Source organism: Bradyrhizobium sp. BLXBL-03 (assembly GCF_051853015.1).
Lineage (GTDB): Bacteria > Pseudomonadota > Alphaproteobacteria > Rhizobiales > Xanthobacteraceae > Bradyrhizobium > Bradyrhizobium manausense.
The window spans coordinates 5,118,554-5,131,474 of record NZ_CP182470.1 but is presented as its reverse complement, the minus strand read 5'-3'; the positions used below and the strand labels follow the sequence as shown (position 1 = coordinate 5,131,474).

Genomic DNA, 12,921 nt, shown 5'->3' with positions numbered 1-12,921 from the left:
GGGAGCGAAGCCGCCGAAAGAGCGTTGGGTCGCCAACGCAATTGCGGGGACATGAATGAATCGCCAAGCCGTCATGACCGACATCGACAGGATGTTCGGGTGGATACCGTCATGGTTTATCGGTCTCGGCCTGGTCGCCGGGGCGATGCTGATCGCGCTCTCCTTCTATCGACTCGCAGCCTGGCTGCTCAATCGCACCTTCGGAACCCGGCTTCCGCTGCTGAGCGTGTTCATCGAGCGCACGGCGGGGCCGACCCAGCTCGCGCTGTGTCTTGCCGCCGTCGCGCTGGTGCTGCCGCTCGCGCCGCTGGACGATGCGTTCCGCAACCCGCTGACGCGCCTGTTCGTGGTTGCCTTCATCGCGCTGATTGGCTGGATCTCGATCCGCATCGTCGACATGAGCGCGGCGCGCTATTTGCAGAATTTTCGCGACGTCACCGAAAACTTCGTCGCGCGCAAGCACGTGACCCAGGTGCGCGTGTTCAAGCGCGTGACCGACATCATCATCGTCATCATCACGGTGTCGACGGCGCTGATGACGTTCGATTCGGTCAGGCAATATGGCGTCAGCCTGTTCGCCTCCGCCGGCGCGGCCGGTATCATCGTCGGCTTGGCGGCGCGGCCGCTGCTCAGCAATCTGATCGCGGGCCTGCAGATCGCCATCACCCAGCCGATCCGGATCGAGGATGCCGTGATCATCGAGAACGAGTGGGGCTGGGTCGAGGACATCGCCGCGACCTATGTCGTGATCCGGCTATGGGACTGGCGCCGCATGGTAGTGCCGCTGTCCTATTTCATCGAAAAGCCGTTCCAGAACTGGACCCGCGATACCGCCTCCCTGATCGGCGTTATCGCGCTCCATGTCGACTACCGCGCCGACGTGCCGCGCATCCGGCGCTGGCTGGAGGGAGCCGTGAAGGAATCCAAGCTATGGGACGGTGCAGTGGTCAATCTCCAGGTGATCGATGCGGACCAGCGCACCATCGAGTTGCGCGCGCTGGTCAGCGCGCGGAACGCGCCGCAATCCTGGGACCTGCGCTGCGAGGTCAGGGAGAAGCTGATCGCCTTCATCCGCGACGAGATGCCGGAGGCACTGCCGCGCGAGCGCGCCATCTTGATCCCGCAGGGCGGGGGCGATGATGCCGAGTTGCTCCGGCGTCCGGCCGCGCCGGAGAAGATGCGGGCGGGCGCGCACAACTGAGAGGAGAGCCTCGCTGCGTGCGGATGTCGGCAGCCTTCAGCTTTCCGGACGTTGCCCCTGGTTTTTGTTGACGAGACCTGTTCTTTTGTACGATAGTACAAATAGCATGGCACGCAAGCCCACCAGCAAGGAAACGGCCCGCAAGCCGAACATGCGCGAGGCGATTCTCGCCGCGGCCGAGGAGCTGTTCGCCACCAATGGCTTCAACGCCGTGTCGGTGCGCGACATCGCGCACGCGGCCGGCGCCAATCCCGGCAGCGTCACCTATCATTTCAAGACGAAGGACGGCCTGCTGCTGGAGATCTACCGGCGCCATTGCGGACCGATGAATCTGCGCCGCTCCGAGCTGCTCGCCGCCGCCAGGCGCGTGCGCGATCTGCAGGACCGGCTGGAAGCCATCGTTCGGGCCTATGTGGTGCCGGCCTTCACCTCGGGCAGTGATCTTGCCGGTGGCGGCGCTCGTTTCACGCGGCTGCGCGCGGTGATGTCGGCCGAGGGCAACGAAGTGGCGCGAAAGATCATCGCTCAGACGTTCGACGACACCAGCCACGCCTTCATCGACGCGATCCACGACAGCCTGCCGCATATTCCGCGCACCGACATCGTCTGGCGCAGCCACTTCCTGCTCGGCGCGCTTTACTACTCGCTGGTGACGCCCGAACGTGTCTCGCGCCTGTCGCGCGGCGAGGCCGACGGCAGCGATGCCGCCAATGCCATCGAGCAGATGGTGCAGGCGACCGTGGCCGCGTTCCAGGCGCCGGCGCTGGATCAGGCCGTGCCGGCGCGGCGGCCGACTGTCGCAAGCAACAAGACTTGAAAGAAACGTCTCGCTCGGCGGTTCAAGTGATGACGATGACGTACACGCCAACCATTCCACCGCCCGATCCCAACACGCGCACGCCAAAGTTCAGGCTGCCAAAACTGTCCTGCGACGCGCATTGCCACATCTTCGGCCCCGGCGCGAAATATCCTTACGCGCCCGACCGATCCTACACGCCTCCGGATGCGCCGCTCGAGGACTTCAAGGTGTTGCACGCCAAGCTCGGCGTCGAGCGCGCGGTCATCGTCAATGCCAGCGTGCACGGCACCGACAACACGGTGGCGCTCGACGCCATCGCTGAGAGCAACGGCGCCTACCGCGCGGTCGCCAATATCGACGACAGCATCACCGAGCGGGGCTTGCGCGTGCTGCACGAAGGCGGCTTCCGCGGCTGCCGTTTCAATTTCGTCCGCCATCTCGGCGGCGTGCCCGACAAGCGCGTTTTCGACCGCATCGTCGCGATGGTGACGCCGCTCGGCTGGCACATCGATCTGCATTTCGATGCGATCGATCTGCCTGATTATGCCGACATGCTGACCAGGCTGCCGCTGAGCTACACGATCGACCATATGGGGCGGGTCAAGGCCGCCGAAGGGCTCGACCAGCTCCCGTTCAAGATCCTGATCGAGCTGCTGCAGCGCGATGAAAAATGCTGGGTGAAGATCTGCGGCTCGGAGCGTGTGTCCTCGGCCGGTCCGCCCTTCACCGATGCCGTGCCGTTCGCGCGAAAGATCGTCGAGACAGCACCGGACCGCGTCATCTGGGGCACCGACTGGCCGCATCCCAACGTCAAGGTGATGCCGAATGACGGCGATCTTGTCGACCTGATCCCGCTGTTCGCGCCGGAGCCGAAGCTCCAGCAAAAGATCCTGGTCGATAATCCCGCGCGCCTGTTTGGATTCGACGGATGACCGCGGTGGCGATCGACAGGGCGTCTAATTCAGAAGAGGGGAGTTCTCCCATGAAAACCGGTCTCGTGATCACCGCCCATCCCGGCGATTTCGTCTGGCGTGCCGGCGGCGCCATCGCGCTGCATGCGAAGAAGGGCTATCGCATGAAGATCGTCTGCATGTCCTTTGGCGAGCGCGGCGAGAGCCAGTTCGCCTGGAAGGAGAAGGGCGCGACGCTGCAATCGGTCAAGGCCGGCCGCAAGGACGAGGCGGAGCGGGCGGCAAAGCTGCTCGGTGCCGAGATCGAATTTTTCGATTGCGGCGACTATCCGCTCAAGCTGACCGAGGCGCATTTCGACCGCATGGTCGACATCTACCGCGAACTCAATCCGAGCTTCGTGCTGACGCACGCGCTGGAAGACCCCTACAATTTCGACCATCCGAACGCGGCGCATTTCGCCCAGGAGACGCGCGTGGTGGCGCAGGCGATGGGCCACAAGCCCGGCGCGCAGTACAAATATTCCGCGCCACCGGTGTTCCTGTTCGAGCCGCACCAGCCCGAGCAGTGCAATTACAAGCCGGACCTGCTGCTCAAGATCGACGAGGTATGGAAAGAGAAGTACGAGGCGTTCCAGATTCTCGCCGCGCAAAAGCATCTCTGGGGTTATTACGAGCGCGTCGCGCTCAACCGCGGCATCCAGGGCAGCCGCAACACGGGCGTGCCCATGACCTATGGCGAAGCCTATCAGCGCCTGTTTCCGACGGTTGCGGAGGAGCTGGCATGAAGCCGGTCCTCGTTCGCAACATCGTCTGATCGGGGGGGCGCGCCGATGGATCGTCTCAAGCTGAGGGCCGTGCTCGGCAATCACCCTCACGTCAAGGCGGTGAAGAGCGGCGAGCTTCGCGCCGACCTGTTCGAGCTCGACTTCATCGAGTACACGCCGACCAACACGGCGTTCAAACCGATGGTGCGCGAGCAGGCGTTCGACGTCTGCGAGATGGCGATCGTCACCTATCTGATGGCGAAGGCGCACGGCAAGCCGCTGGTGCTGTTGCCGGCGACCATGCTCGGCCGCTTCCAGCATGCCTATGCGCTGTACAACCCCGCGCGCGGGACGCTTGGACCTGATGATCTCGAAGGCAAGCGCGTTGGCATCCGCTCGTTCACCACGACGACCGGGGCCTGGATCCGGGGCATCCTCGCCAACGATTACGGTGTCAATCTCGACAAGATCAAATGGGTGACGTTCGAGGATCCGCACGTCGCCGAATATGTCGACACCACCGAGCGGGCGCCGAAAGACAAGAAGGTCCTGCAGATGCTGCTGGATGGCGAGGTCGACGCCGTCCTTGGCGAGACCACTGACAATCCCCAGCTGAAGTCGCTCTTCCCCGATCCCGCGACGGAAGCCGCCAAATGGTATGCGCGCCGCGGCGTCGTGCCGGTCAATCATCTCGTGGTCGTGACCGAAAGCCTCGCGAAAACGCGCCCCGAAATCGTCGCTGCTGTCTATGATCTGCTCAAGCGAAATAAGGAGCAGATGGGGGCGGCGACGCCCGATCTGTTGCCGTTCGGGATTGAAGCGAACAGAAAACCATTGGAGCTGATCGTCGACTACGCATTCCAGCAGGCGCTGATTCCGCGCCGCTATGCGGTCGAGGAGCTTTTTGACGCGACGACACGAGGACTGAACTGATGGCGGATCCGAAGCGGTGGCAGATCGGGCTGGTGGGCTATGGCGAGGTCGGCCGGATCCTGGCCGAGGATCTGCGCCAGCAGGACATCAAGGTCGCGGCTTACGACATCAAGCTCGGAGGCGGGCAGGGCGCTGCGATGAAGCAACATGCTGCGAGGTTCGGCGTGATGCTCGCAGCGTCTCATGCCGAACTGACCGCAAAATCCGACTTCATCATCTCGGCCGTTACCGCCAGCCAGGCCGTGCCGGTGGCAAAAGCCTGCGCTGATGCGATCATCAGGGGCACATGGTTTCTCGATTTCAATTCGGCCTCGCCGGGCGCCAAGCAGCGTGCAGCAGCGCTGATCGATGGCGCTGCCGGACGCTATGTCGAGGGCGCCGTGATGACCTCGGTGCCGCCGTATCGCATCAAGGTGCCACTGCTGCTTGGTGGCCCCGGTGCGAGGGAGCTGGAGCCGCTGCTGAACGCGATCGGCTTTGCGGCCAAGGTCGCCAGCGACAAGCTCGGCGTTTCCTCGGCCGTGAAGATGTGCCGCAGCATCATGATCAAGGGCCTGGAGGCCCTGGTGATCGAAAGTTTTACGACCGCACGCGCTTATGGCGTCGAGGATGCGGTGCTGGCTTCACTCGCGGAGACGTTTCCCGGCATCAACTGGGAGAAGCAGGGCGCCTATTTCTTCCAGCGGGTGATCGAGCACGGCCGTCGCCGCGCCGAAGAGGTGCGTGAGGTCGCCGAGACGGTGCGTGAGGCCGGCCTGACGCCCTGGTCGGCGGAGGGCACCGCGGAGCGTCAGGCCTGGGTCGCAGATCTCGCGGATGGGGGATTGTTCGGGCCGAAGGGTACGCAGGAATTCGCTCGCAGCGCCGATTGGCGTACCGAGGCGGATCGTATTCTCGCAAAGATCAAGCGTTAGCGCCTAGCAAGCGCTCAGCTCGCGGCTTCGCCGGCGTGGTGCAGGCCCGAGATTTCATCGCGGGCGAGTTCGATCGAGTCAATCAGGCGATCGGCTTCCCGGGTGACATCCCTGGTACGCTCGCTTTTGAATTCGGTCAGGATCATGCGAATGCACTTGTCGGCGGTATCGAGCGTGCGCAGCGCGCGGGCCATATCGTCCGTCGAGCGGATCGTGGCGGTGTCGAGCCCCGACAGCACCTCGCCGATGCCGCTCAATCGCTTGATGGCGGTCTCGGCGGGCGTCCTGGCCCGGATGGATTGATAATCAAGGCTGCTGAATGCGCCGAACGTATCCATAACTTCCCCGGAGAACGCAGATGGTCAGTGCGCGTGCCCAATTAGGGTGAGGGCCACCTTTCTAGCAACGCGTGGCGCTACGGTCCGGGATTCTACTGGACTCGGTCTTGGAAGCGATTGGCGATGAATCCGGCCGGAAAGCGGTGGGGATCAGGGACGTTTCCCGACCATCCTGCCGTCGCGCGCGACGAGCATACCTGCCTTGTAGACAGCGCGGCCTTGCGGCACGGCGACCACGGCCTCCGGAACATGCTCGGCGTTCAACGTCACGAAATCGGCCTGGGCGCCGACATGCAGGCCGTAGCCTTCAAGCCGCAGCGCCCTGGCCCCTGACACGGTAACGACGTCAAAGGCGACACGTAGCTCCTCATCGGTGTTGAAGCCCGAGCGATAGCCGAGCGTCGTCGCCCGGCGCAGCATGTCGCCGTCGCCATAGGGCCACCAGGAATCCCTGATATTGTCGTTGCCGCTGAACACGGTGACGCCGGCGCTGCGCAGGATAAGGATCGGCGGGAAGGCGCGGGCGCCCGGCGCGTTGGTCATGATCGCGACGCCGGAGCGGGCGAGGATGTCGGCGACGCTCTTGAGCTGGTCCAGGGTGATATCGCCGAGCCCGTAAGCGTGGCTGATGGCAACATGGCCCTGCATGCCGAGCGCGCGCGTGCGCGCCGCGATCTGCTCGATCTCGAAGGCGCCGAGCGTGCCCATGTCGTGCAAATGGATGTCGACGTCGACACCGTGCTTTTCGGCGACGCCGAACACGACGTCCAGGTGCTTCTCGACATCACGATCAAAGCTGGCGGGATCGAGCCCGCCGACGAGGTTCGCACCGAGGCCGATGGCCTCATCGAGCAATTGCGGCGTGCCCGGGCTCGTCAGGATGCCGCTCTGGGGAAAGGCGACGAGCTGGATGTCGATCAAGCTCTTGTATTCCTCGCGCACGCGCAGGACCGTCTCGAGCGATTTCAGGCCGACGGAGCCATCGACCATGACGTGGCTGCGCATCTGCGTGGAGCCGTTGCCGATGCAGAGATCGAGCTGGTTGCGCGCCCGCACGTCCATCGGCGCCGCCTCGGCCATGTTCTCGGCCTGGAAGGCCACGCGTTCGTGCACGTTGAATCCATCAGTGCACGGCTTGTGCGGACGCCAGGCGTCGCCGTAGAAGCTGGTGTCGAGATGGATGTGGCCCTCGACGAAGCCGGCAACGACAAGGGCATTGCCGAGATCAATAGTCTCGGCGCCGCCGATGGGCGCGTCGGCCGGCAGAAGCGCAGCGATCAGGCCATCCTTGACCGCGATGTGATGCCGCGCCCCGCCATCGAAGCGTGCGTTCAGGAAGATCTTGTCGAAGGCCATCCGGTTGCTCCGTCGGGTCGATGTGTCGCGCCTGGTTCAGTTTCGTGAGCGAAGCAGCCTGGCCGGCGACCGCTCAAACGTCTGCCGCCCGCTTTTGAATCCCATCAGGATATCCGGCAGCTCCGCAATGGCGAAGCGGCTGTCGTTGGTATCGAGCACGACGAGATCGGCAGGCTTGCCGATCGCGATCCCGTAATCCCTGAGATTCATCAGCCGCGCCGGCAGCTCGGTGACGAGATCGAGGCAGGTGTCGAAATCGCCGACGGCGGCGTGGGCAACATTGGCGTAGAAGTTCGCCATTCGCAGCAGCGAGGCATCGCCGAACGGCGTGAACGGATTGAGCACATTGTTGGTCGCGATCGAGCAGACGATGCCCTCGCCCGCGAGCTTGTGCGCCAGCGTCAGCCCGCGCGGTGCGTTGTGGGTGGCCTCGCGTCCCATCAGATAAAGGTCGGTCGACGGCAGCACGGTAACGGCGACGCCGGCCTTGGCCAATTGCGCGGTGGCGGCCTTCAGCCGCTCCGGCGGTAGGGCCGAAAGCTTTGTGGCGTGCCCAATTGCGACGCGGCCTCCGTAATTGCGTTGCTCGGTCTGCCTGATGACTTCGTCGAGATGCGACCAGGAGGGATCGAGATCGAAATCGAGATGGAGGTCAACATCGAGATTGAACTCCTGGGCGAGGTCGAAGATGCGTGCCAGATGCGCATTCGGGTCGGTGTCGGTATAGGGGCAGCCGCCGATTGCATCGGCACCGTCACGCAGGGCCTGAACCAGCAGCTCGTCGGCGCCGGGATCATTGGTCAGCCCTTCCTGCGGGAACACGCAAAGCTCAAGATCAATCCCCCAGTCGTAGTCGCGCCTGAGCGCCTTGATCGCCTCGAAGCTGCGCAGGCCGATACGCGGGTCGATCTCGACATGGGTGCGCATCCGCGTCGTGCCGTGCACGATGGCGCGTTCGAGCACTTTGGCGCCGCGCGCATAGACGTCGTCGGTGCTGAAATCCCGCTTCATCGCCGAGACGGCGCGGATGGCATCGCCGAGCGTGCCGTGGATGTGCCCGCAGCGTTCGAGCAGGCAGGCCTTGTCGAGATGGACGTGGGTGTCGACGAATCCGGGCACCGCCAGCCGTCCTCCGAGATCGACCTCGACGGCCTCGCAGGCGAGATTTTGTTCGATCGCAGCGATGCGTCCGCCCTTCACGCCGATATCGACGGGTGTCGGGGATGATCGTAGCAAGGCATTGCGGAAGATCAGGTCGAAAGCGGTCTGGGCGGTCATGGAGAAGATCTGGCTGATAGATCGGCGAGTCCTGGATCGTGCCAATGTAGCGGAGACGAAGGGCCTGCCGCCATATCGAAAGCCGCGATAGCTGGTAGACCCAGGCCGGTCTGGTGGCTGGCGGGCGACTGGGCTATCACCGCCTCGATTGCGCCCGGCATGGCGGCGCGACCTTTTCAGGAGCTTTCGATGCGTCTACCCGCCGTTCTCTTGGCCGTCACTTGTCTTGCCGGCGCAGCGTCCGCCGAAGATCTCTCCGGTACGCTCCAGAAGGTCAAGGAGACCAGGAAAATTGCGCTGGGCTATCAGGAAGCCTCGGTGCCCTTCAGCTATCTCGACGGCAACCAGAAGCCGGTCGGCTTTGCCATGGATATCTGCCTCAGAATCGTGGAGGCCGTGAAGAAGCAACTCGGCATGCCCGACATTGCCGTCGACTATGTCGCGGTGACCTCCTCGAACCGCATCCCGCTGATGGTCAACGGCACGCTCGACCTGCACTGCTCGGCGACCACCAACAATGCCGACCGCCAGAAGCAGGTCGCCTTCACCAACACGCACTTCCTCAGCGCGACGCGCTTTGCCGCCAAGAAGGCCGCGAACATCAACACCATCGACGACCTCAAGGGCAAGGCGGTCACGGCTGTGGCGGGCTCGGTCAATCTGAACCAGCTCGCCAAGGTCAACACCGAGCGCAATCTCGGCATCAAGATCATGCCGGCCGTGGATCAGGCCGAGGCCTTCCTGCTGCTCGAGACCGACCGCGCGCAGGCTTACGCGCTCGACGATATCCAGCTCGCGGTCGCCATTGCGCGCTCGAAGGAGCCGGCGCAGTTCATGATCAGCGACGAGACCTTCTCCAAGCCGGAGCCCTACGGGATCATGCTGCGTCGGGACGACGCGCCGTTCAAGGCGTTGGCCGATCGCGCGACCGCGGAGCTCTACGCAAGCCCCGAGATCGAGGTGCTCTACAGGAAGTGGCTGGAATCGCCGACCCCGCCGAACGGCATCAATTACAACGTTCCGATGTCGCCGGCCTTGCGCGCCGCCTTCAAGAACCCGAGCTCGAGCGCCGATCCGGACGTGTATGCGGTGAAGTGAGGCGGGGGCGGCTTCCATCTCTCGCCGCCGGGGAGAGACCGCCGTGCCAAAACGCTACATCCGACAGGGGTGGGCGAGGCCCGAAGGATATCGGTGGGGACGAACTTGCGATAACCTTCGCGACGCACCAGCGCATCGAGCAGCGGGCCAGCCTGCTCGGGGCAGCGGCGCTTCCAGAGGCGAAATAGTCATGCGCGAAAGTGAGCCGTTCCTGGTCCGCCACGCGGACTTGATTTTCGCGTTGAAGACGTTTGCCGCCTCGATGCTGGCGCTTGTCATTGCGCTCGCCATGGACCTGCCGCGGCCCTATTGGGCCATGGCGACGGTCTACATCACCTCGCAGCCGCTCGCCGGCGCCACCAGCTCGAAGGCGCTCTTCCGCGTGATCGGCACCCTGGTCGGCGCCACCATGACGGTGGCGCTGGTGCCAAATCTGATCAATGCGCCGGAACTGCTATGCCTCGCGATCGCGCTCTGGGTCGGGTTCTGCCTCTATCTGTCGCTGCTCGACGGCACGCCGCGCAGCTATCTGTTCATGCTGGCCGGATACACGGTCGCGCTGATCGGCTTTCCCTCGGTCTCCGCGCCCGACGCGATCTTCGACACCGCGGTGGCGCGCCTCGAGGAGATCTCGCTCGGGATCATCTGCGCCAGCCTGGTCTCGACCATCGTGTTCCCCCGCAGCGTCGCGCCGGCCGTGGCTCATCGCGTCGACACCTGGCTTTCCGATGCACGCCGCCTCAGCCAGGTCGTTCTGCTGCGGGAGGCGAGCGACGAAACGCGCCGCGACAAGCGCCTCAAGCTCGCGACCGATATCGTCGAGATCGACACGCTCTCTACTCACCTTGCCTATGATCGCCTGACCGACCGCAATGCCGTGACCGGCCTCGGCGAAATCCGGCTGCGGATGTTGACCTTGCTGCCCGTGATCGCCTCGATCGAGGACCGTCTGGCTGCATTGGGCGAGGAGTCCCTGCAGCGCCAGCCGGAGCTGAAGCGCCTGCTGGACGAGCTTGCGCAATGGATTGGAAGTGACGTCAGCGCGCGGCAGCCGGCCGACCGTGTCCGCGGCGCTATAGCGGAGCAGCAGGCGGGGCTGAACGACAGCGCGTCCTGGGAACGGATCATCACCACCAGCCTGCTGGCGCGGTTGCGCGATCTGGTCGACCTCTCGCGCGACTGCCGTGCGCTGACCGAGGCCATTGCCGAGAACCGCAACGTCTCCACGCTCGATCTGGCGTTTCGATCCGAGGCTGGCGCTGCGCCGGTGCGTCACCGCGATCGCGGCCTGGCACTGTGGTCGGCAGCGGGCGCGACCGTGGCGATCCTGATCTCCTGCGCGTTCTGGATCGGCACGGGCTGGCCGGACGGCGCCTCGGCGCCGATGATGGCGGCCGTGGCCTGCTCGTTCTTCGCCGCGCAGGATGAGCCCGCGCGATTCATCCGCAGTTTCGGCCTGTGGTCGCTGGTCGGCATCGTCGTGGTCGCGATCTATCTGTTCGCGATCATTCCCGCGATCTCCCATATCGAGGTCCTGATCGTTGCGCTGGCGCCGACTTTCCTGCTCTATGGCTTGCTGATCAGCCGGCCCGCCACGGCGGGCACCGGCATGGCGCTCGCCGCCAACACCGCGACACTGCTCGCGCTGCAATCGACCTACGCGGCCGACTTTGCATCCTTTGCCAATTCCGCTGTCGCGTTCTTCGTCGGCGTCATCATGGCGGAGGTCGTGACGCGGATCGCGCGGGGCGTGGGCGCCGAGTGGATCGCCAACCGCCTGGTGCTGTCGAGCTGGATCACGATCGCGATCGCTGCCGAACGGCGCGGCAAACGCGATCGCGCGGAGTTCGCCGGGCTCATGCTGCACCGTCTCGGGTTGTTGGTGCAGCGCATCGCCTTCCTGTCCGAGAGCGACCGGCGCGACGCCGATAGCCTCGTGCAGCTCCGCATCGGCATCAACATCATCGATCTGCGCCGGGCGCGCTACGGGCTCGCGGCGTCGACCATCGCGGTCATCGACGACATGCTCGACCAGCTCGCCATCGCCTGCCGCAACTATGCGGGCGGGGGCATGCCGCGCGAGCTTCTGGCCAGCGTCGACCGGGCGCTGGGCCAGGCGGTGAAGGATCCCAATGACAGCGCGCGGGAAGACGCGCTGATCGGCCTCGTCGGTATCAGGCGCGGCCTGTTCCCGGACGCGCCGGCCTATCGGCCGCGCGCAGATGCAAGTGTGGCGGCATGAGATATGTGATCGACATCTACGGTGTGCTGGTGCCGGCGCTCTTGCTCTGGATCATCGTCGCTTATGTGCTGAGCGCGCTCCTGCGCCGGATCATGCAGCGCTTCGACCTCTACCGCCTGGTCTGGCACCGCGCGCTGTTCGATTTCGCAGTCTTCGTCTGCCTGCTCGGCGGCATCGTCTATCTCTCGGAGTATCTGTCATGAAAGGAAATTTTGCCTGGCTCGGCCGGCTTGCGGTGACCATCATCGCTGTTATCGCCGCGATCGGTGTCGGCCGCGAGCTTTGGGGCTACTACATGGAATCGCCCTGGACCCGCGACGGCCGCGTGCGGGCCGACGTGGTCCAGGTCGCGCCCGATGTCTCCGGCTTCGTCACCGAAGTGCTGGTCAAGGACAACCAGAAGGTCCATCGCGGCGACGTGCTGTTCAGGATCGATCGTGAGCGCTTTGCGCTGGCGCTGCGGCAGGCCGATGCGGCTGTCGCCGGTCATCAGGCCACGCTCGACCAGGCCAATGCCGATCTGAAGCGCTATACCGCGCTGACAACGGACGCGGTGTCGCAGCAGAAGCAGGAGCAGGTACTCGCGACCCAGCTTCAGGCCAAGGCCGCCTTCGATGCCGCGGTCGCCGACCGCGCGGTCGCCCAGCTCAATTTCGATCGCAGCGAGGTCCGGGCGTCCGTGAACGGCGTGATCACCAACATGGATTTGCGGCCCGGCGCTTATGTCTCCGCGGGCAGGGGCGTGATGGCGCTGGTCGACACCGACACGCTGCATGTCGAGGGGTATTTCGAAGAGACCAAGCTTGCGCGCATCCGCGTCGGCGACAAGGTTCAGGTCCGTCTGATGGGCGAGAAGGCGACCCTCACGGGCCATGTCGAGAGCATTGCCGCCGGCATCGAGGACCGCGACCGCGCTGAAGGTGCGAATCTGCTTGCCAACGTCAATCCGACGTTCAGCTGGGTGCGTCTCGCCCAGCGTGTGCCCGTGCGCATCGCGCTGGATTCCGTTCCCGAGGCAATCTCGCTGGTCGCGGGGCGCTCGGCGACGGTGGAGGTACTGAATTGATGCGCATCGTACTCTTTTCTG

General features: G+C 64.6%; 13 protein-coding genes. 10 read left to right on the top strand and 3 right to left on the bottom strand.

Annotated elements, in window-relative coordinates:
* Positions 1-55: 55 nt before the first annotated feature.
* The 6 genes from ACNJX9_RS24740 (at position 56) to ACNJX9_RS24715 (ending at position 5,522) form a co-directional block, all read left to right on the top strand.
* Positions 56-1,201, top strand: coding sequence for a mechanosensitive ion channel family protein (locus tag ACNJX9_RS24740; protein WP_439404633.1), 1,146 nt, complete (start codon positions 56-58; stop codon positions 1,199-1,201).
* Between the two features lie 106 nt (positions 1,202-1,307).
* Positions 1,308-2,018, top strand: coding sequence for a TetR/AcrR family transcriptional regulator (locus tag ACNJX9_RS24735; protein ID WP_439404631.1), 711 nt, complete (start codon positions 1,308-1,310; stop codon positions 2,016-2,018).
* 29 nt (positions 2,019-2,047) lie between these two features.
* A complete protein-coding gene (locus ACNJX9_RS24730) occupies positions 2,048-2,932 on the top strand; it encodes an amidohydrolase family protein (protein ID WP_439410121.1) in 885 nt (294 codons plus the stop codon).
* A 50-nt stretch (positions 2,933-2,982) separates the two neighbouring features.
* On the top strand, positions 2,983-3,696 hold the full coding sequence (locus ACNJX9_RS24725) for a PIG-L deacetylase family protein (protein ID WP_057758306.1): 714 nt from the start codon (positions 2,983-2,985) through the stop codon (positions 3,694-3,696).
* 45 nt (positions 3,697-3,741) lie between these two features.
* Positions 3,742-4,608 (top strand): hypothetical protein, encoded by an 867-nt coding sequence (locus tag ACNJX9_RS24720; protein ID WP_439404630.1) that lies wholly within the window; start codon positions 3,742-3,744, stop codon positions 4,606-4,608.
* A complete protein-coding gene (locus tag ACNJX9_RS24715; protein ID WP_439410120.1) occupies positions 4,605-5,522 on the top strand; it encodes a DUF1932 domain-containing protein in 918 nt (305 codons plus the stop codon). Before ACNJX9_RS24720 ends, ACNJX9_RS24715 begins: the two co-directional genes overlap by 4 nt.
* Before the next feature lie 14 nt (positions 5,523-5,536).
* Here ACNJX9_RS24715 and ACNJX9_RS24710 read toward each other — a convergent pair whose 3' ends face one another.
* The 3 genes from ACNJX9_RS24710 to ACNJX9_RS24700 all read right to left on the bottom strand — a co-directional run bounded on the left by ACNJX9_RS24710 (position 5,537) and on the right by ACNJX9_RS24700 (position 8,494).
* Positions 5,537-5,860, bottom strand: a complete 324-nt coding sequence (locus ACNJX9_RS24710) for a hypothetical protein (RefSeq protein ID WP_439404628.1) — start codon at positions 5,858-5,860, stop codon at positions 5,537-5,539.
* 150 nt (positions 5,861-6,010) lie between these two features.
* A complete protein-coding gene (locus tag ACNJX9_RS24705) occupies positions 6,011-7,216 on the bottom strand; it encodes an amidohydrolase family protein (protein WP_439404627.1) in 1,206 nt (401 codons plus the stop codon).
* A 36-nt stretch (positions 7,217-7,252) separates the two neighbouring features.
* Positions 7,253-8,494, bottom strand: coding sequence for an amidohydrolase family protein (locus ACNJX9_RS24700; RefSeq protein WP_439404625.1), 1,242 nt, complete (start codon positions 8,492-8,494; stop codon positions 7,253-7,255).
* Positions 8,495-8,683: 189 nt separating this feature from the next.
* Here ACNJX9_RS24700 and ACNJX9_RS24695 point away from each other — a divergent pair, with 189 nt between their 5' ends.
* From ACNJX9_RS24695 to ACNJX9_RS24680, 4 genes are all read left to right on the top strand, one after another.
* Entirely contained in the window at positions 8,684-9,592 is a 909-nt protein-coding gene (locus tag ACNJX9_RS24695; RefSeq protein ID WP_439404623.1) for an amino acid ABC transporter substrate-binding protein, read from the top strand.
* A 190-nt stretch (positions 9,593-9,782) separates the two neighbouring features.
* Positions 9,783-11,834: an FUSC family protein gene (locus ACNJX9_RS24690; protein ID WP_439404621.1), complete on the top strand. Its 2,052-nt coding sequence runs from the start codon at positions 9,783-9,785 to the stop codon at positions 11,832-11,834.
* Positions 11,831-12,037, top strand: a complete 207-nt coding sequence (locus ACNJX9_RS24685; RefSeq protein ID WP_057758291.1) for a DUF1656 domain-containing protein — start codon at positions 11,831-11,833, stop codon at positions 12,035-12,037. The genes ACNJX9_RS24690 and ACNJX9_RS24685 overlap by 4 nt, the downstream gene beginning before the upstream one ends.
* Positions 12,034-12,900 (top strand): efflux RND transporter periplasmic adaptor subunit, encoded by an 867-nt coding sequence (locus ACNJX9_RS24680; protein WP_057758289.1) that lies wholly within the window; start codon positions 12,034-12,036, stop codon positions 12,898-12,900. The genes ACNJX9_RS24685 and ACNJX9_RS24680 overlap by 4 nt, the downstream gene beginning before the upstream one ends.
* Positions 12,901-12,921: the final 21 nt, after the last annotated feature.

Coding starts and splice junctions, on each gene's coding strand:
- ACNJX9_RS24740 (WP_439404633.1), top strand. CDS start 56: ATGAATCGCCAAGCCGTCATGACCGACATCGACAGGATGTTCGGGTGG.
- ACNJX9_RS24735 (WP_439404631.1), top strand. CDS start 1,308: ATGGCACGCAAGCCCACCAGCAAGGAAACGGCCCGCAAGCCGAACATG.
- ACNJX9_RS24730 (WP_439410121.1), top strand. CDS start 2,048: ATGACGATGACGTACACGCCAACCATTCCACCGCCCGATCCCAACACG.
- ACNJX9_RS24725 (WP_057758306.1), top strand. CDS start 2,983: ATGAAAACCGGTCTCGTGATCACCGCCCATCCCGGCGATTTCGTCTGG.
- ACNJX9_RS24720 (WP_439404630.1), top strand. CDS start 3,742: ATGGATCGTCTCAAGCTGAGGGCCGTGCTCGGCAATCACCCTCACGTC.
- ACNJX9_RS24710 (WP_439404628.1), bottom strand. CDS start 5,860: ATGGATACGTTCGGCGCATTCAGCAGCCTTGATTATCAATCCATCCGG.
- ACNJX9_RS24705 (WP_439404627.1), bottom strand. CDS start 7,216: ATGGCCTTCGACAAGATCTTCCTGAACGCACGCTTCGATGGCGGGGCG.
- ACNJX9_RS24700 (WP_439404625.1), bottom strand. CDS start 8,494: ATGACCGCCCAGACCGCTTTCGACCTGATCTTCCGCAATGCCTTGCTA.
- ACNJX9_RS24695 (WP_439404623.1), top strand. CDS start 8,684: ATGCGTCTACCCGCCGTTCTCTTGGCCGTCACTTGTCTTGCCGGCGCA.
- ACNJX9_RS24690 (WP_439404621.1), top strand. CDS start 9,783: ATGCGCGAAAGTGAGCCGTTCCTGGTCCGCCACGCGGACTTGATTTTC.
- ACNJX9_RS24685 (WP_057758291.1), top strand. CDS start 11,831: ATGAGATATGTGATCGACATCTACGGTGTGCTGGTGCCGGCGCTCTTG.
- ACNJX9_RS24680 (WP_057758289.1), top strand. CDS start 12,034: ATGAAAGGAAATTTTGCCTGGCTCGGCCGGCTTGCGGTGACCATCATC.